The sequence below is a fragment of the Saccharopolyspora sp. NPDC045941 genome, assembly GCF_056431445.1.
In genome coordinates this window covers 1-17,798 of the sequence record NZ_JBWKKU010000074.1, presented here as the reverse complement: position 1 = coordinate 17,798, position 17,798 = coordinate 1, and the positions used below count along the sequence as shown (strand labels likewise).

Annotated in this window: 14 protein-coding genes; 6 read left to right on the top strand and 8 right to left on the bottom strand. The window is 71.4% G+C overall.

Features of this window, described 5'->3' with window-relative positions:
* Window positions 1-5: 5 nt before the first annotated feature.
* Both groES and AC07FN_RS38660 read right to left on the bottom strand, forming a co-directional pair.
* Window positions 6-296, bottom strand: a complete 291-nt coding sequence (groES, locus tag AC07FN_RS38665; protein ID WP_010316109.1) for a co-chaperone GroES — start codon at window positions 294-296, stop codon at window positions 6-8.
* Between the two features lie 665 nt (window positions 297-961).
* Window positions 962-1,366 carry a DUF5313 family protein gene (locus AC07FN_RS38660; RefSeq protein ID WP_478400117.1) on the bottom strand — a complete coding sequence of 135 codons (405 nt, stop codon included), beginning with the start codon at window positions 1,364-1,366 and terminating at the stop codon, window positions 962-964.
* 101 nt (window positions 1,367-1,467) lie between these two features.
* Between AC07FN_RS38660 and AC07FN_RS38655 the strand changes: the two genes are divergently transcribed.
* The 4 genes from AC07FN_RS38655 (at window position 1,468) to AC07FN_RS38640 (ending at window position 7,298) form a co-directional block, all read left to right on the top strand.
* Window positions 1,468-1,929 carry a MarR family winged helix-turn-helix transcriptional regulator gene (locus AC07FN_RS38655; protein ID WP_452619139.1) on the top strand — a complete coding sequence of 154 codons (462 nt, stop codon included), beginning with the start codon at window positions 1,468-1,470 and terminating at the stop codon, window positions 1,927-1,929.
* Window positions 1,930-2,105: 176 nt separating this feature from the next.
* The gene (locus AC07FN_RS38650) at window positions 2,106-3,674 is read left to right on the top strand and encodes an alkaline phosphatase D family protein (RefSeq protein ID WP_478400116.1); all 1,569 of its coding nucleotides are present in this window, start codon (window positions 2,106-2,108) and stop codon (window positions 3,672-3,674) included.
* Window positions 3,675-3,783: 109 nt separating this feature from the next.
* On the top strand, window positions 3,784-4,371 hold the full coding sequence (locus tag AC07FN_RS38645; protein WP_478400115.1) for a SanA/YdcF family protein: 588 nt from the start codon (window positions 3,784-3,786) through the stop codon (window positions 4,369-4,371).
* Window positions 4,372-4,523: 152 nt separating this feature from the next.
* Window positions 4,524-7,298: a PQQ-dependent sugar dehydrogenase gene (locus AC07FN_RS38640; RefSeq protein ID WP_478400114.1), complete on the top strand. Its 2,775-nt coding sequence runs from the start codon at window positions 4,524-4,526 to the stop codon at window positions 7,296-7,298.
* Between the two features lie 245 nt (window positions 7,299-7,543).
* On the opposite strand, the gene tsaD is transcribed toward AC07FN_RS38640, so the two are convergent.
* The 5 genes from tsaD to AC07FN_RS38615 form a co-directional block, all read right to left on the bottom strand.
* Window positions 7,544-8,599, bottom strand: a complete 1,056-nt coding sequence (gene tsaD, locus AC07FN_RS38635) for a tRNA (adenosine(37)-N6)-threonylcarbamoyltransferase complex transferase subunit TsaD (protein WP_478400113.1) — start codon at window positions 8,597-8,599, stop codon at window positions 7,544-7,546.
* Window positions 8,599-9,090, bottom strand: a complete 492-nt coding sequence (gene rimI / locus AC07FN_RS38630; RefSeq protein WP_478400112.1) for a ribosomal protein S18-alanine N-acetyltransferase — start codon at window positions 9,088-9,090, stop codon at window positions 8,599-8,601. The genes tsaD and rimI overlap by 1 nt, the downstream gene beginning before the upstream one ends.
* Window positions 9,087-9,743, bottom strand: coding sequence for a tRNA (adenosine(37)-N6)-threonylcarbamoyltransferase complex dimerization subunit type 1 TsaB (tsaB, locus tag AC07FN_RS38625; protein ID WP_478400111.1), 657 nt, complete (start codon window positions 9,741-9,743; stop codon window positions 9,087-9,089). Before tsaB ends, rimI begins: the two co-directional genes overlap by 4 nt.
* Window positions 9,744-9,914: 171 nt before the next feature.
* Window positions 9,915-12,530 (bottom strand): DUF6493 family protein, encoded by a 2,616-nt coding sequence (locus tag AC07FN_RS38620; protein WP_478400110.1) that lies wholly within the window; start codon window positions 12,528-12,530, stop codon window positions 9,915-9,917.
* Window positions 12,527-13,858, bottom strand: coding sequence for an SWIM zinc finger family protein (locus AC07FN_RS38615; RefSeq protein ID WP_478400109.1), 1,332 nt, complete (start codon window positions 13,856-13,858; stop codon window positions 12,527-12,529). The genes AC07FN_RS38620 and AC07FN_RS38615 overlap by 4 nt, the downstream gene beginning before the upstream one ends.
* Window positions 13,859-13,938: 80 nt before the next feature.
* Here AC07FN_RS38615 and AC07FN_RS38610 point away from each other — a divergent pair, with 80 nt between their 5' ends.
* Window positions 13,939-14,244: a hypothetical protein gene (locus tag AC07FN_RS38610; RefSeq protein WP_478400108.1), complete on the top strand. Its 306-nt coding sequence runs from the start codon at window positions 13,939-13,941 to the stop codon at window positions 14,242-14,244.
* Window positions 14,245-14,294: 50 nt separating this feature from the next.
* On the opposite strand, the gene allB is transcribed toward AC07FN_RS38610, so the two are convergent.
* Window positions 14,295-15,662 carry an allantoinase AllB gene (gene allB / locus AC07FN_RS38605; protein WP_452619455.1) on the bottom strand — a complete coding sequence of 456 codons (1,368 nt, stop codon included), beginning with the start codon at window positions 15,660-15,662 and terminating at the stop codon, window positions 14,295-14,297.
* 521 nt (window positions 15,663-16,183) lie between these two features.
* Between allB and AC07FN_RS38600 the strand changes: the two genes are divergently transcribed.
* Entirely contained in the window at window positions 16,184-17,488 is a 1,305-nt protein-coding gene (locus tag AC07FN_RS38600; RefSeq protein ID WP_478400107.1) for an MFS transporter, read from the top strand.
* The last annotated feature ends 310 nt before the right edge of the window (window positions 17,489-17,798 follow it).

Below are 17,798 nucleotides of genomic sequence, written 5' to 3'. Positions count from 1 at the left end.
CAGCGTCAGTTGACGACGGCCAGCACGTCGCGGGCGGAGAGGATCAGGTACTCCTCGCCGTTGTACTTGACCTCGGTGCCGCCGTACTTCGAGTAGATGACGACGTCGCCTTCCTTGACATCCACCGGGATGCGGTTGCCCTTGTCGTCGACGCGACCCGGGCCGACGGCCAGAACCTTGCCCTCCTGGGGCTTTTCCTTGGCGGTGTCCGGGATCACGATGCCGGACGCAGTCGTCGTCTCGGCCTCGCTCGCCTGGACCACGATCTTGTCCTCAAGCGGCTTAATGCTCGCCACGGTGTGACCTCCACCTTCTGGGGCCTTCGAAGCGTTGTCTGGGTTAAGACGGCTCCGTGGCTCCCCGCCGTCGCGGGTGCCGGGGCGCTGCGGCGCCGTTCTGCTAGCACTCTACCCATGAGAGTGCCAACGCTCAACAACAACCCTCTCCTCCGGCCTCCCGGCGTGTCGATCGCCCCGGATCGCCGAGCCGGAGCGAGACCGGGAAGGGCTCAGCCGCAACGAACCGACCAGCGGCGCAGCCGCCGTCCCGATAGCCGGAAGTCTCCGCCGGACGACAGTCAAGCAGAGTCGGCGGCGCCCCGGGCTCGACCACCCAGCGACGCGGGATCCCGGCATCCGCGCACTCGGCCCGCTCCGGCTACCCGGCGGATTCGATTCGGTTCGGACCGTAGCGAACCGGGGCCGTGGGGCCACCACCTGGGAAGTTGTCACAGACGATCAGCTGTGCGTGATCTTCGCTGGTAGATCGCCATGCGGGAAATGTCACCAATGCCACGAGGTGGTTCACACCAAGGCGGTTCGGTGCCCTAGGTTGCCAGGCATGCCCGCCCTCTCCAAGCCCGCGAACCGCCCCTGGGAGCGCCGCCCCCGACCCGCGCGCCCACCCGGCCCGCCCGGCCCGCCGACCCGAGCCGGGTGGCGGCCGAAATGACCTCGCGAGCTCACCGCTCCGGCTGGTTGCGGTAGAGCTCGGCGTACCGCTGCGCCCGCTGGGCGCGGATCGCGGCCTGCGCCTCTTCGCGCACCGCCCTTCCCGTACCCATCGGGTAACCGTGCTTGGTCAGCCGGTACTCGCTGGTGTGCTCCAGGTACGACAGCGAGTACCAGAGCGCCAGGATGACCCCGCCGAGCACGGACATCGCCCGGATCCAGAACGGACCGGGCAGCAGCAGGAAGAGCAGTCCCGGGGAGATCTGGACCAGGCTGCGGCCGATGTGCCGCAGCACCCAGGTCCGGCACGTGATGTCGTGCAGGACCCACTCCCGGCACCTGGCAGGCAGCCGGCCGCCGAAGGCGTACCAGATCCACTGCACCGGGTTGGGCCGGATTCGTCCGTCAGCGGCCACGTCCCCTCCTTCGCCGAGCGTCTACGAACAACCTATATGCTAATCATTAGCACGCTAATGATTAGCGTGATAGCGGGCACCCCGGCCGGAAGGAGACCCCGATGAACCAGATCGACCTCGGTGAGGACCCGCTCACCCTCGATCGCCAGGTGTGCTTCGCGCTGTCCGTCGCCTCGCGCAACGTCATCTCCGTCTACCGGCCGCTGCTCGCGCCGCTCGGCCTGACGCACCCGCAGTACCTCGTGATGCTCGCGCTGTGGGAGCAGTCGCCGAGATCGGTGAAGGACCTCTGCGGTGCCCTGCACGCCGACCCCGCGACGTTGTCGCCGCTGCTCAAACGCCTCGAATCGATCGGCTACCTGGAACGGCGCCGCAGCACCGAGGACGAGCGGCTGCTCGCCGTGGAGCTGACCGGGAAGGGCCGGGAACTCCGGGCGGAGGCCGAGAAGATCCCGTACCGCGTGGTCGAACTCCTCGGCATGGAGGTCGCCGAGCTGGAGCAGCTCAACGCGGCGCTGAGCAAGGTGATCGCGGCGACCCGCCGCGCCCTCGACGCCGGGTGACGCGCTGAGCCGATCGGTCCGGCGGCGGCTGGGCCGAACGGATCCCGGGGCTTGCTTCGGCCGCCCCATTTCGCCGGGAATTCACCAAACCCTCTTCCGGTGTCGGTACTTTCGTGCGCTCGATCGCGCCACGGTCGAGCCCCGGACGACTTCCGCAGGACACCTGGAGGACACCGATGCCCGATATCCCGTTACCCGGCCGGGTCAGCCGCCGCGCCGTGCTGCTCGGCGGCGCCGCCGCGCTCGGCGCGACCGCCCTCGGCGGCTCCGCGCTGGCCAACGCGCTGTCGCTGCCCGGCGCCGGTGCCCGCCGGCTCGCCGACCCGTTCACCCTCGGCGTCGCCTCGGGCGATCCGCTGCCGGACGGGGTCGTGCTGTGGACCCGGCTGGCGCCGGAGCCGACCGCCGACGACGGGCTGGGCGGCATGCCCGGCAAAGCCGTGCCCGTGCAGTGGGAGGTCGCCGCGGACGAGCAGTTCGGCAAGATCGTGCAGAGCGGCGAGACCCAGGCCGCGCCGGAGCTGGGGCACAGCGTGCACGTCGAGCTGGAGGGCCTGCAGCCCGGCGCGGAGTACTTCTACCGGTTCCGCGCCGAGGGCTCGATCTCGCCGGTCGGCCGCACCCGCACCGCGCCCGCGCCGGACGCGCTCGGCGAGCTGACCATGTGCTTCACCTCCTGCGCGCACTTCGGGCAGGGGTACTTCACCGCGTACCGGCGGATGGCCGAGGACGAGCCGGGGCTGATCCTGCACCTCGGCGACTACCAGTACGAGTACGCCGCCAAGGACGGCGACGTGCGGAAGGTGCTCGGCCCGGAGACCCGCACGCTGGCCAACTACCGGCAGCGCCACGCGCAGTACAAGACCGACCCGGACCTGCAGCTCGCGCACGCGACCGCGCCGTGGCTGGTGGTGTTCGACGATCACGAGGTCGAGAACAACTGGGCCGACGAGACCCCGGAGAAGCCCGACGACGGCTTCCTGGACCGGCGCGAGGTCGCCCTCCAGGCGTACTACGAGAACATGCCGCTGCGCGCGGGCTCGAAGCCCAGCGGCATCGACATGCAGCTCTACCGGCGGTACGGCTGGGGATCGCTGGTCAACTTCCACCTGCTCGACACCCGCCAGTACCGCGACGACCAGGCCTGCGGCGACGGCGTGCAGGCCGGCTGCACCGACCGCGAGGACCCGGACCGGTCGATCACCGGCGCCGAGCAGGAGAAGTGGATCACCGACGGGTTCCGCGACACCACCGCCCGCTGGGACGTGCTGGGCCAGCAGGTGTTCTTCTCCAAGATCGACCTGACGCCCGGCGCCGAAGAGGGCTACAACATGGACGCCTGGGACGGCTACGTGGCCAACCGCGACCGGATCGCCGGCGCGATGGCCGACAGCGCGGTCCGCAACGGCGTCGTGCTCACCGGCGACGTGCACCGGCACTGGGCCGCGGAGATCAAGCGGACCCACGACGACCCCGAGTCGCGCGCCGTCGGGACCGAGTTCATCACCACCTCCGTCACCAGCGGCGGGGACGGCAACGACGACGGCAACGGCGACGTGCTCAAGGAGAACCCGCACGTGAAGTTCTACGCCAACCGGCGTGGCTACGTGCGCACCAAGTTCACCGAGGCGGAGCTGCGCGCCGACTACCGGGTGCTGCCGTACGTGTCGAAGAAGGACGCCCCGGCGGAGACCGCGAAGTCGTTCGTGGTCGAGGACGGCAACCCGGTGCTCAACCCGGCCTGACCCCGGACCGTCCACTGGGGACGGTTTCCGATCGCTCGTGAGTGTTTTGGAGTGCTGCGGCGCTCCAAAACACTCACGAGGCCGTTGTCCTCGATGGCACACTTGTCCGGTGCGTGGACTTCGGAAGGGACTCGCTGCGCTGGCCGGGCTCGGGGTCGCGGCGGCGCTGCCCTCGGCATGGGCACTGGCGCGCAGCGCCCGCCGCATCAGCACGGTCCAGGACGCGCCCGCGACCGAGTACGCGCTGGTCCTCGGCGCGGGAGTGCGCTGGGACGGCCTGCCGAGCCGGATCCTGCAGGGGCGGCTGAACGTGGCGCGTGAGCTGTTCGAGGCGGGCCGGGTCCGGCGCATCATCGTCAGCGGCAGCCCGGAATCCCGCGGGCACAGCGAACCCGTCGTGATGCGGCACCACCTCGTGTCGCACGGGATTCCCGCCTCCGCGGTGGTGCTGGACGAGTCCGGTGTGGACACCTGGTCGTCCTGCCGGCGGGCTGCCGAGGACTTCGGGCTGCGCGAGATCACCGTCGTGACCACCCGGTTCCACCTGCGCCGCGCGGTCGCGCTGTGCCGGCGCGCGGGCATCGACGCACACGGCGTCGGCCACGACGCGGCGGCCGACGGCCTGCGCCGGGTCTCCGCCCGCGGCGCCCGCCGCGAGTTCCTCGCCACCACCAAGGCGTTCTGGTGGCGCCGCTGATCACCATCGGTGATCGGTCGTGACGGTGGGCAAGATTCCGGGCGGTGGGCAACCCGGGCGGAACTTCGGGCGATATCAGCACATCCTTGCCGAAGAGGGGTGTGATCACCGTGCTCGCTCGAAGACTTCGCAGCTGGTTGAGCGCGTGCTGCGTGGCGCTGTTATCCATCGGGTTGCTGGCGGCGTTACCGGCCCGCCGCGCGGAAGCCGCCGTGCCATCCGGTTTCGTCCTCCGCAGCCAACCCAGCGGGCAGGCCGCCTTCGATCTGACCGACTTCGCGTACCTGCCCGACGGCAGCGTCCTCACCACCGGGAAGAAGGGCACCGTGGCGTGGGTGGCCGCCGACGGCCGCACCAGGACCATCGCCGCCCTGCCCGTCGAACCGGCGCAGGACCTGGGACTGACCGGGCTCGCGGTGGCCGCCGACTACGCCACCTCGCGGCACGTCTACCTGGCCCGCTCGGTCCCCGGCGGCACCGGCGGCTACCTGCTGCGGCTCGCGCGCTGGACCGTCACCGGCGCGCCGGAACCGACCGGCCTCGCCGACGAACAGGTGCTCTTCGAGTTCCGCAGCCCCTATGCGGTGCACGGCATGACCGGGGTCGTCGCGGCCGACGACGGCACCCTGTGGGTGTCCGTCGGTGACCTCTCCGACTTCACCCGCACCGACCGGAACGCGTTGCGGACCATGGACGTCGACTCGCCCAACGGCAAGGTCCTGCACGTCACCGCCACCGGCGACGGCGTGCCCGGCAACCCGTACTACCAGGCGTCGAACCCCTCGTCGTGGCGCAGCCGGGTGTACGCCGGCGGATTCCGCAGCCCGTTCCGGCTGTCGCTGGACCCCGGCACCGGCACGCCGATCGTCGGCGACGTCGGCTACAACACCTGGGAGGAGATCGACCTCGTCCGGCCCGGCCAGAACTACAAGTGGCCCTGCTGGGAGGGGAACCACCGAACCCCGGGCTACGACGACCTGCCCGAATGCGCGTCCGTGGTGAACACCCCGCCGCTGTGGGAGTACCACCACGGCGGCGGCGCCGACCAGGGCAACAGCGTCACCGGCGGCATCATCTACCGGGGCGAGAGCTACCCGGAGGCCTACCGCGGCGCGTACTTCTTCGGCGACTACACCACGAAGAAGCTGTGGACGCTGCGCTTCGACGCGCAGGGGAAGCTGGTGCGGGCGCCGGAGAACCCGCCGTTCGGCGGCGACATCGGCGGGCCGGTGAAGTTCGCGGCCGCGCCCAACGGCGACGTCGTCTTCGCCGACATCTACTCCGGCACGCTGCGGCGGCTCAGCTACCCGCAGGGCAACTCCGCGCCGGTGGCCGAGGCCGAGATCAGCACCGATCCGGCGACCCGCACCGTCACCTTCGACGGGTCGAGATCGCAGGACTTCGACGGCGATCCGCTGATCTACCGCTGGGACTTCGGCGACGGCGCGACCGGCTCCGGCGCGCGCACCAGCCACACCTACCCGGACGGCGACCGGTTCACCGCACGGCTGACCGTGACCGACCCGCTCGGCGCGTCCGGCAGCGTCGACCTGCTGGTCGCGCCGGCGAACCACTCCCCCCAGCTGGCGCTGACGACGCCCGGCGGGCGGACCTTCGCCGTCGGCGAGACCGCGTCCCTCACCGCGCGGGCCACCGACGCCGAGGACGGCACGACGCCGATCACCTGGACCAGCGCCGAGGTGCACTGCCCGGAGGAGGCGACCTGCCACCGCCATCCGGGGGCCGGCGGCACCGGCGAGTCGTTCCAGGTCGCGTTCACCGATCACCCGGACTCGCGGATGGAGATCACCGCCAGCACGACCGACGGCGCCGGGGTGCGCAGCAGCGAGACCTACGCGGCCATGCCGCGCGAACACCTGCTCACGCTGACCAGCAACGTGCCCGCCGTGCTGCAGATCCCCGCGGAGGGCGGGCGGAGCTCGGCGATGGTCACCGAAGGCGCCTCCTTCGACGTGATCGCGGCGGCGACCGCGACCGACGGCGTGGCGACCTTCGCCGGCTGGACCGACGGCGTCGGTGCCCGGTCGCGGGTGCTGACCATGGGCGCCGGCGACCTGACGCTCGCGGCGCGGTACGCCACGCCGATCGACCGGCGCTACGAAGCCGAACCGCAGCTGCGGAACCTGCTCGGGCAGCCCACCGGTCCGGAGATCGCCGAGGACGGCATCCGCTACCGCGGCTACGAGCGCGGGCGGCTGTACTGGACCGCGCAGACCGGCGTGCACTACGTCTACGGCGGGAACCTCGCGAAGTACCTGCAACTCGGCGGGCACGGCAGGTTCGGCCCGCCGACCACGGATGAACTGTCCACATCGGATGGTGTCGGCCGGTACAACCACTTCGTCGGGGTGACCGCGGGCTTCCCGGCCTCGGTCTACTGGAGCCCGGACACCGGGTCGCACGCGGTGTGGGGCGCGATCCGGCAGAACTGGGCGGCGAACGGCTGGGAGCAGGGCCCGCTCGGCTACCCGACGACCGACGAGGTGACCACGCCGGACGGAGTGGGGCGGTACAACCACTTCTCCAAGGCCGGCTCGATCTACTGGACGCCCGGCTCCGGGGCGCATGCGATCTGGGGCGCGATCCGGGTGACCTGGTCGCAGCTGGGCTGGGAACTCGGGCCGCTCGGCTACCCGACGACCGACGAGCTCACCACGCCGGACGGAGTGGGGCGGTACAACCACTTCTCCAAGGCCGGCTCGATCTACTGGACGCCGGGCACCGGAGCGCACGAGGTGTACGGCCGGATCCGCGAACGCTGGTCCCCTCTCGGCTGGGAACGCTCGTACCTGGGCTACCCGAAGACCGGCGAGTTCGCGGTCTCCGGCGGTCGCCGCAACGACTTCGAGCACGGCTACGTCGAGTGGCGAGCGGCCACCGGCACGACGATCGACCGGAGGTACTGAACCGTTGGTCTGGCCGCAATTTCAATTGAAACTGCGGCCAGACCGGACGACGCACGCCATCTCAGGGGGTGGCACTTTCAATTTGAAACTGTGACCCCCGGACGACGACAATGCCGACCGGGCACCAGGTCCGGGGGTCCGGGAGTCCGGGAGTCCGGGAGTCCGGGAGTCCGGGAGTCCGCAATTTCAATGGAAATCAGAGCTCTGATTTCCATTGAAATTGCGGGAAGAACTACACCATCGGGTTACTGGACGACGATGGTGCCGACCGGGAGGCCCGGGTTCGCAGGCATGTCCAGGGGCGACGGCTTGGCGCCCGCCGCGAGGACGTGGGCGCCGAGGGCCGCGATCATCGCGCCGTTGTCGGTGCACAGGCGGGGGCGCGGCACCCGGAGCGTGATGCCCGCTTCCGCGCAGCGCTGGGCCGCCAGCTCCGACAGGCGGGAGTTCGCCGCCACGCCTCCGGAGATCACCAGCGTGTCCACGTCCAGGTCCCGCGCCGCTCGCACGGCCTTCGCCGTCAGCACGTCCGCCACGGCCTCCTGGAACGACGCGCACACGTCCGCCACCGGGATCTCCCGGCCCTCGCGCTGCTCGGTCTCCACCCAGCGCGCGACCGCCGTCTTCAGCCCGGAGAAGGAGAAGTCGTACTTGGCGTCGCGGGGCCCGGTCAGCCCGCGCGGGAACGCGATGGCCTTCGGGTTGCCCAGCTTGGCCTGCTTGTCGATGGGCGGGCCGCCCGGGTACGGCAGGTCGAGGATGCGCGCCACCTTGTCGTATGCCTCGCCCGCGGCGTCGTCGATCGTGGAGCCGATCTCGGTGATCTGCTCCCCGATGCCCTCCACCAGCAGCAGCTGCGTGTGCCCGCCGGAGACGAGCAGCGCCAGGCAGCGCTCCGGCAGCGGCCCGTGTTCGAGGGTGTCGACGGCGACGTGCCCGCCGAGGTGGTTGACGCCGAACAGCGGCACGTCCAGCGCGGCCGCGTAGGCCTTGGCCGCCGCGACGCCGACCATCAGCGCGCCGGCCAGGCCCGGCCCGGCCGTCACCGCGATCGCGTCCACATCGGACAGTTCGAGGCCGGATTCGTCGAGCGCGCGGCGCATCGTCGGGGCCATCGCCGCCAGGTGCGCGCGGCTGGCGATCTCCGGCACCACGCCGCCGAAGCGGGCGTGCTCGTCGACGCTGGACGCCACCGCGTCGGCCAGCAGCTCGACGCGGCCGTCGGCCGCGAGCCGGACCAGGCCCACGCCGGTCTCGTCGCAGGAGCTCTCGATGCCGAGCACCACTCGATCCGCAGTCATTACCCAGCCTCCGCAGTTTCCGCCGGGGGCCGCCGCATGGTGTGCGCGTCCGCCCCGGACGGCTGGTAGTAGCGCTTGCGCAGCCCGACGATCTCGAAGCCGTGGTTCTCGTACATCGCGATCGCGGCGTCGTTGTCGGTGCGCACTTCCAGGAACGTCGCCGCCTGCTTCTCGTCGGCCCTGTCCAGCAGCGCGCGCAGCAGCGCCTTGCCCACGCCGCGGCCCTGGTGCGCCGGGTCGACGCCGATGGTGTGCACCTCGGCCTCGGCGTGCGGGGCGCGGCCGACGACGGCGAGCCCGGCGTAGCCGATCAGTCGTTCGTCGAGGTAGGCGCCGACGTAGTAGTGGCCCTGGTCGAGCTCCGCGGCGAAGGCGGGCCGGGACCACGGGTCGTCGCCGGGGAAGAGCACCTGCTCCAGCTCCGCGCAGCGCTTCAGGTCGCTGCGGCGCAGCTTCAGCACCTGCGGCGCGGTGGTGGCGCGGTCGGTCACTTCCCACCCCTGGTCAACACGGACTTCCGCTTGCCCGGCTCTGCGGCGTCCGGCCGCCGCAGGTAGAGCGGCACCAGCGGCGCCGGTTCGCCTTGCAGCGCGGCGCGCGCCGCCGCGACCAGCCCGACCGGCGTCGGGTAGCGCGGCTCGACGGCGTCGATGCCCAGCGCCTCGGCCATTTCCCCGGCCGCCGCGGCGAAGCCCTCGGTCGGGACGTCCGCCGGGCGCTGGACGTGTGGCCCGTCGATCCGGGTCCGGGCGGCGTCGTAGGCGGCCCAGTAGACCTCCTTGCGGCGCGCGTCGGTGGCGACCAGCAGGGGACCTTCGGCGGTGGCCTGCGCGGCGATCGCGTCGAGGCTGCAGACCGGGTGCACGGGGCGGCCGCAGGCCTGGCCGAGCGCCGCAGCGGTGGCCATGCCGACGCGGAGGCCGGTGAACGGGCCCGGTCCGGCGCCGACGACGATCGCGTCGGCGTCGCCGAGTTGGCGTCCGGCCTCTGTCATGACGTCCAGCAGCTGCGGCATGAGGAGTTCGCCGTGCGCACGCGGGTTGACCGTGACGCGCTCGGCGAGGACGCGCGGCGGACCGTCGTCCAGGGCGACAAGCCCCGCCGTGACCGCGGGGGTCGAGGTGTCCAGCGCAATGACGAGCACGATTACTCAGCGTACGTCAGCCCTGGTCACCGGGGTTACGCGGGGAGCATCGGAGCGGCCCCGGCCGAGCTCGCCGGGCGGACCGTTTCGGCTGTTCATGGGTCGTGCGTGTTTTGGAGTGCTAAGGCAGACCAAAGCACTCACGAGCATTGGCCAGGCGAAACAGTGCCATCAGGCGCTGCTCAGCGCCTGATGCAGCCTGCGGGCCTCCTTGACGAAGCGGCTGGAGCCGCTGCGGGCCGCGACCTCCGCCAGTCCTGGCACCGAAGTGGTCGGGCGGAGCCGATCGGCCAGCTCCACGCCCAGGGCGAGCAGGTCCGCGAGCGCCGTTCGGGGACGTTCCCCTTCGGCCGGCAGCAGGCCCTCGACCAGCACCGCGACCACCTCCCACGCCAGCTGCACGAGACCGGCTCGCGCCGCATCGTGCCCCGCCTGCACCACGCGTTTCAGCACCACCTCGTCGCGCGCCACCAGCTCCACCACGGCATGCCCGACGTCCGCGCCGCGCAGCCCTTCCCTTGCGGTCAGGGTGATCAGCGCGTCGACCACGCCCGCGCGGTCCGCCGGCTCCCGGGCTCCGAGCGCGAAGGCCAGCACCGTGGTCATCCCGTCGCCGATCGGGCCGTGGGCGTCGACCAGGCGGCCCAGCACCGTCGCGCTCCTCCGCGCCCCGTCCGCGAAAGCCGCCACTTGGTGCGCTGCGCTGAGATCCCGATGGGCGGGCACGAGATCCGGGGCGGCGTTCTGCTCGCGGAGGACCGCCGAATACCGGCCGGTCGCCGTGCTGTCGAAGGACTTGCGAATGGGCCCCGCCGAGTCCGGGAACGCGACTGTGACGCGGGTGCGGTCTTCGAAGTGCATGCCGCGCCAGTCGTACTTCTTGACCGGCACCACCTCGCGGCGGATCTCCGGGTTGCCGAGCCCACCGCCGTCGATCCACCGCGCGACCTGCGCGCCCGCGTCGCCGAGCCCCCGCACCCGGTCGGCGATCGCGGCGTCCCGGGGCAACCGGAGCATCGCCACGACCAAGTCGTGCTCCCACGGCTCGAAACCCTGCACCGCCGCCCGCTCCAGCCGCTCGGCCAGCGCTTCAGGCGCGATCAGCCCGGACGCCTCGGTTGGCGTGGACATCAAGAACGGCCGGGGCGCGTACGCGAGACCTAGCGAGATCTCGTGCAGGCGGCGCAGCGACACGGTGCCGTAGTCCACGCCGCGCGTCACGAGTTCCTCCCAGTCCGCCTCCCCAGGGATCTCCTCGCCGCTCGGGATGGGGCTGGTGACGTCGCCCCGGCACTCTCCCGTCGCGGCTCGCAGGACCGCGGTGAACTCGCCGTTCACCCACGGGGAACCGATCCAATTCCGCTGCCGGCTCCAGTCCGGCAGCCCTGGCGCGTACCACGGGCTTTGCTCCTGCAGCGGGGCGAAAGCGCGGCGCAGGGCAGCCCGGTCGGTGAACGCGAACTCGACCATCGCGGCGAGGATCCGCTCCTCCTGGGGCGGATCTCCTCCATGCGCATGCTGCGCGAAGGCCGTGACCAGTTCGTCCACCGATGTGATAGGGGGCGGCATCTCGGGGCGCGGCGCGGCAACCGGGACCGGCGCGGGTTCCGGCATGGCCTCCGACTCACCGAACACCTCGGCCGCACGCGCCCGGAGGTCCTGCGGGAGCGCCGCCGCGGCTTCGGCGAGTTCTTCGCGCACGTCCGCATCGAGCTCGCCGGCGTGCTTGAGCACCAGTTTGAGCGCGCGTTCCTGGATGTCGGCCGATTCGTGGCCGAACGCGCCGCCGAGCACCGCCAGCGCCTCGGGCCGACCGCGCCGGATCGCCTTGTCCAGCCACGAGAGCTGGGCCCGGACGAGCTTCTTCTCAGGGCGGAAGAACATCGCCCGGCTGACGTCGAGCAGGACGTCGACGTCCAGCCGGTTCGCCTCGTCCAGGCGCTGGAGTTCCCGTTGCGCCATCCCGGCGACCGTCGAGTGGCTGTCGGGCACCAGGGCCGCGTAGTCGCCGCCGCGCGGCGCGAGTTCGTCGAGGTCCGGGGAAAGCTTGTCGTGCAAGGTGATCAGAGCCACGACATCCGCTTGCTTGCCGCCGCGCTGCAGGCGCGCCAGCAGCCCGTCCAGCAGCACCAGCCGATCGACCTCACCGGCGGCGGCGAGCTCCGCCAGCGCGCTCGGCCAGCCGTCCTGCACCCACGAGTCCGCGAGCCGCCGCGCCACACCGTCCACTTCGAACAGTCGAGGAACCAGGGTCAGGAAACGGCGATCTCCGCGTATCTCGTCGAGGATCGCCGCGGCTTCGCGCCCGGTCATCTCCGGCCAGTGGTACACGAATCCGTCGCTGTCGGGCAGGACGTCCCCGGCGATGGCGACGATGAGCCGCCAGTAGTAGTTCGATATCTGTCCTCGCGGGCGGAGCCGCTGCGCGAGCTTCTCGGCGAGCTGCGGCACGTCCCGCCGGCGCAGCAGGGCCAGGACGTGGTCGAACGCCGGAGCGCCGTAGGGCCTCAGCACGCGGTGGTGGTCCGGCCGCATCGGCCGGTCGAGGTTGTTGCGGGACAACCACGGCGCGAGCGCCGACATCGGCAGCACGGCTGCGCCCGCGATCGAGAGCATGGACGAGAACTGCTGTGCCGTGTAGAAACCCTCCTGCCGCACTGAGCGTTCGAAGTCCGCCAGCGGCTTGGCGAGCGCGCGGCTGTCCGCCGGGCCGATTTCGCCGAGCGCCGCCGCGAGGGCGTCCAGGTCGCCCTGCTCGATGAGTTCCTTCAGATCTTCCCAGTTCATCCCCGTGCTCCGTTCCGAGCCACGTCCACGGCGAGCGCGTGCTTGCACTTTCCCCTGGTACCGCCGAATTCCGCCCACCACCGGCAGGTGCAGCCGCCGTCCCGCACCCGGTGCGCGTGGTCTCCGACGACCACCGTCGCGGTGTCGCCGTCGATGTGCACCGCGCCCGCCTCGACGAGCGCTCTCGCGTTGCGGAGGCGGGGGTTCATCGCCTCCGCGCCCGTCGCGTCGTAGGGCAGTTCGCGGTGGAAGTAGGCCGCCTCGGCGAGGTCGTAACCGACCCGGCCCGCGGTCCCGAGCTGGATGAGGGCGTTGCGAACCCTCGATCGCGGCAGGCCGGACCGCTCCGCGAGGAGGTCGACCTCCACCCGCGGCTCGAAAGCGAGCAACGCCCCGATCAACTCGGCGTCGGTTTCGCTGTCATCCGAGGCCAGCGCGTCGAGCACCGCCCCTTCACCGGAGAACCCGCGGTTGAGCCCCGGCGACAGCGCCAGAACCAGCCGCATTCCCGGCAGATCCAGTTCCCAGGCACTCGCGACGGGATGGCTTCCGGCGCGGACCTGGGGGCCGTGCACGCGCAGCGCCCGGGCGAAGCGCAGCAACGGCACGAGCGATTCGAGCCGGTCGGGGCTCGCCACGCAGACCGCGCCGGGCGTCGGCGAGCCGGTCAGGCGCAGCGAGCGTCCGGCTGGTACGGCCCAGAGCGCGCCGCTCGAACGGGACGGCAGCGATCGGAGCAGGCGCGCGGCCTCGGCGGCGGACAGCTCGGCGCGCGGCTCGAACCCGGCGGTGATCACTTGGACCTCGGCGAACCCGCGGAGCCACCGCTGCGGCAGCGGCACCTTCTTCTCCACCACCGAGCCGTCCAGGGTGGTGGCGGTCAGGTCGTCCGGACCGACCGACAGGTGCAGCGGATCGCGGCCGCCGACGCGCGCGAGCATGCGGCGCAGCGGCTCGTTGATGTCCACATTGGTCGTTCCGCGGTCGTGCACCTCGCCGTCCAGGCCACCGGAGAGGACGTCCAGCCGCGCGTAGACGCCGCAGCACCGGGAGAAGGACTCGAAGCGCAACCGGTCGCCGTTGCAGGTGACGACCGGATCGCGGAAGGCCGGGCGGCCGGTGAGCTCCGGGTACCGGGACCGCGCGACCCGGGCGATCGCCTGGAGCCCGCCGGCGGCGGGCGCGGGATCGGTGAGGAACCCGGTGAAGAACCGGGGATTTCCCGCCGGGCCGGCCAGCGCGGTCCCGCCCGCGGTCTCCAACCCGAGCCGGCCGCCGTCGAGCACCGAGGGCCGCCGGTAGGTCAGCGAGTGCTCCGCATCGCTCATGGCGGCGAAGGGTAACCATGATCACCGACAGGGTGCGGGAGAATGGTCCAGATACCCGAGCCCCGTGCAGGAAGGCTGAGATGTTCGGCAAACGCGAAGCGCACCTGTTGGTGCTCAACGATCTCGACGAGGCGCGGGAAGCGGTGCGGCGCGCGGTCCACGACGCTAGCCCCGAAGAACTGCCCGGCCTGCAGCGGGCGCTGCGGATCCTGGACGAGGCCGGTGACGGCGAGCCGCAGGAGGTCCGCTGGACCCGTCAGGTGCTGGCCGATGCGGGCATCGACCCGAGCACCCACGAGATCGCGGCGGTCCGGGAAGTCCGCCGGAAGCTGCCGGGCCTGTCCCTGGCCAGCGCCGCCGGCCTGGTCCGCGGGCTCAAGGGCTGACGTAACGGGGCCGTGAACCCGCAGCGGATTCACGGCCCCGTTCCGCTCTGCTACGAGCCCTGGCGGGTGAGCAGATTGCCTTGCGGCGCGGTCATCTCCACGCCCGGGCCGACGATCTGCGTGCCGCGCAGCCAGGTTTCGCGCACCACGCCCGACAGCGGGCGACCGTGGTACGGCGAGACCGGGTTGCGGTGGTGCAGCTTGCCCACGTCGACGACGAACGCGTCGTCCGGCGCGAACACGCAGAGGTCCGCGTCGTTGCCGACCGCGATGGACCCCTTGCCGCGCACCCCGGCGAGGTCGGCGGGCTTCCGGGACATCCACTGCACGACGTCGGCGAGGCTGTGGCCGCGCACCCGCGCCTGCGTCCACACCGCCGAAAGGCCCAGCTGGAGGCTGGAAACCCCGCCCCAGGCCACGCCGAAGTCACCGATGTCGAAGCGCTTGAGCTCCGGCGTGCACGGCGAGTGGTCGCTGACCACGCAGTCTATGATCCCGTCGGCCAGCCCCTGCCACAGCAGTTCCCGGTTGCGGGCCTCGCGGATCGGCGGGCAGCACTTGAACTGGGTGGCGCCGTCGGGGACCTCCTCGGCGCTGAAGCTCAGGTAGTGCGGGCAGGTCTCGACCGTGACCCTGACGCCGTCGGCGCGCGCGGAGGCGATCATCGGCAGCGCGTCCGACGACGACAGGTGCAGGATGTGCACCCGCGCGCCGATGCGCCGCGCCAGCTCGATGACCTGCGCGATCGCGACGTTCTCGGCGCCGCGCGGGCGGGAGTTCAGGAAGTCGCCGTAGGTCTCGCCGTGCGCCGTGGGGGCGTGCTCGATGGCGTCGGAGTCCTCGGCGTGCACGATCATCAGCCCGTCGTAGCGGGTCAGCTCGCGCAGCGCCTCGTCGAGCTCGGTCGGGTTCAGCGGCGGGAACTCGTCGACCCCGGAGTGCAGCAGGAAGCACTTGAAGCCGAACACGCCAGCCTCGTGCAGCCCGCGCAGCTCGGCGAGGTTGCCGTGCACGGCGCCGCCCCAGAAGCCCACGTCGATGTAGGCCTTCTCGCGCGCCGTCTTGCGCTTGACCTCCAGCGCGCCGGTGTCGATCGTCGGCGGCAGGCTGTTCAGCGGCATGTCGAGGATGGTCGTGACGCCGCCGGCCGCCGCGGCGCGGGTGGCGGTGTCGAAGCCCTCCCACTCGGTGCGGCCCGGGTCGTTGACGTGCACGTGGGTGTCGACCAGCCCGGGCAGCAGGACCTCGTCGGCGGCGAGCTCGATGGTGCGGGCGGCTTCGAGCGGGGCGTCCAGCGGCTCGACGGCGGCGATGCGGCCGTCGCGGACGCCGACGCTGCCGGACGTCTCACCGTTCGGGCCGATGAGCCGTCGCGCGCGGAACACGACGTCGAACGCTCCGTTGGCTGGTTCGGGCAACGCGGTTACCTCCTCCTGGCAGTGGTTCAACAAAGTGTTGAACCATGGTGCGGTTCCGGTCAAGGGGATGGAGCGAACGAACCGTTCGCCACTTCTACCGGGGCGAACGGGCCACCGACACGGACCTGACCCGCAGTACGCCGCGCGCGGTTCCCATGGTGCGAGCACCGGGCCGGTGCGGCGCGCCGGCGGTTCGGCGGCACCGTTCGCGAGAAGCACGCCGATCGGCCAGAAGAACGGTGCCCGCTGAGCGCGAGCATTCGCCGCGTTGGACCATGGATTTCCGCATCGCGAAGTATACTTATCGTTTTCTGGAAAGTTAACGGTACTCGCCGCGCGGCCGTCAAGGGGCGACGCCGGAGCATCGATTCAGCGCGATCTTCCTGGGCGGACCCGAAACGCTTTCTTCACGCCGGTCACCGATTCGTATTTTCCCAGGTATTGACATGGGTCCCAGCACGATGTTTGGTATACCGCATCCCAAATCGCCCGGCTCCTCCTCGCCCCTTTGGAGACCAGACGTGACACAGACATCGGGAACCCTCACGGACACCGGGACCAAGCCGACCCGGGTCCGCTGGAAGATCTTCCTGCTGCTCCTGGCGATCGTGACCATCAACTACGTCGACCGCGGCTCCATCTCGGTGGCGCTGCCGCTGATCAAGAAGGAGTTCGGGCTCTCCGACGAGCTCACCGGCATCCTGCTGGCCGCCTTCTTCTGGACCTACGCCCTGATGCAGCTGCCCAGCGGCTGGCTGATCGACCGCTTCGGCCCGCGCCGGATGGTCGGCAGCTCGTGCATCGCCTGGGGTGCGGCCACCGCGCTCACCGCGACCGCCCCCGGCCCGGGCGCGCTGCTCGGGATGCGGGCCCTGCTCGGCGCCACCGAAGCGCCGGTGATGCCGGCCGGCGGCAAGCTCAACGCCATCTGGATGCCGCTGCGGGAACGCGGCCGCGGCGCGGTCATCCTCGACGCCGGTGCGCCGCTGGGCGCGGGCGTCGGCGGCATCGCGATCTCCTGGCTGATCGCGACGACCGGCGGCTGGCGGCCCGCGTTCATCGTCGCGGGCGCGGTCACCGTGCTGATGGGCCTGTGGGCCTGGTGGTACCTCCGGGACCACCCGCGCAGCCACCCGGGCGTGAACGACGCCGAGGCCACTGACATCGAGACCTCGCACGCCGCCGAGGACCGCGCCGCGGGCGCCGTCAGCGGTCGGCGCCCCCTGCGCCGCTACCTGAAGTTCCGGTCGTTCTGGGCGATGTGCGCCGCGTGGCTGGGCTTCAACGGCGTGTTCTACGGCCTGCTGACCTGGGGTCCGCTGTACCTGTCGGAGTCCAAGGGCTTCGACATCAAGACGATCGGCTGGTCCACCTTCGTCATCTTCGGCGCCGGTTTCGTGGGCGAGCTGATCGGCGGCTGGCTCGCCGACGCCTGGCGGGCCCGCGGCCGCAACGGCAACGTCGTGATGCGCACGCTGCTCGGCGTCGCCGGCGTGGCGGTCGTGCTCGGACTGCTCGGCGTGACCCTGGTGCCCGGCCCGATCGCGGCCGTGACGCTGCTGTCCATCGTGCTGTTCTTCCTGCGCTGGGTGGGCCTCATGTGGAGCGTCCCGTCGCTGCTCGGCGGCCGGGAGAACGCCGGTGCGCTCGGCGGCGCGATGAACCTCAGCGGCAACATCGCGGGCATCCTCACCCCGATGCTGGTGGGCTTCATCGTCGGCGCCACCGGCAGCTACACCTGGGCACTGCTCTACTTCGTCGGCGCCGGGTTGATCATGACCGCCGCGGTCCTCACCCTCGACTACACCAAGCGCCTCCCCGCTTGACGGTCTCCGGACCCGGCTTGCGCAGCGGTGCAGGTAGCGGCCCCCCTGCGGGAACCACGGCAGCCTTCTCGACTCCGGGATCCCCGACTTGCGTTGACCCACGCGGCATCGGGGCTGTCCTCGCGAGAAGCCTCCTGAGAACCCGCGGCGGTGCAAGTCGAACAGGTGGGCCAAGCGGCTGCGCCGCCTGAAGGCAAGACCAAGTCCAAAGCAGTGCTGAAAGAATCTGAATGATCATGTCAAGCTGCAGCAGTAGCTTTCTGTGGTCCAGCTGGGCTGAAGGTTCGTCTGTCGCGCAGCAGGGCCCAGA

Excerpts from the sequence above, each read along its gene's own strand:
- AC07FN_RS38655 (WP_452619139.1), top strand. The coding sequence starts at position 1,468 with ATGAACCAGATCGACCTCGGTGAGGACCCGCTCACCCTCGATCGCCAG.
- AC07FN_RS38650 (WP_478400116.1), top strand. The coding sequence starts at position 2,106 with ATGCCCGATATCCCGTTACCCGGCCGGGTCAGCCGCCGCGCCGTGCTG.
- tsaD (WP_478400113.1), bottom strand. The coding sequence starts at position 8,599 with ATGACTGCGGATCGAGTGGTGCTCGGCATCGAGAGCTCCTGCGACGAG.
- AC07FN_RS38620 (WP_478400110.1), bottom strand. The coding sequence starts at position 12,530 with ATGAACTGGGAAGATCTGAAGGAACTCATCGAGCAGGGCGACCTGGAC.
- AC07FN_RS38615 (WP_478400109.1), bottom strand. The coding sequence starts at position 13,858 with ATGAGCGATGCGGAGCACTCGCTGACCTACCGGCGGCCCTCGGTGCTC.
- AC07FN_RS38610 (WP_478400108.1), top strand. The coding sequence starts at position 13,939 with ATGTTCGGCAAACGCGAAGCGCACCTGTTGGTGCTCAACGATCTCGAC.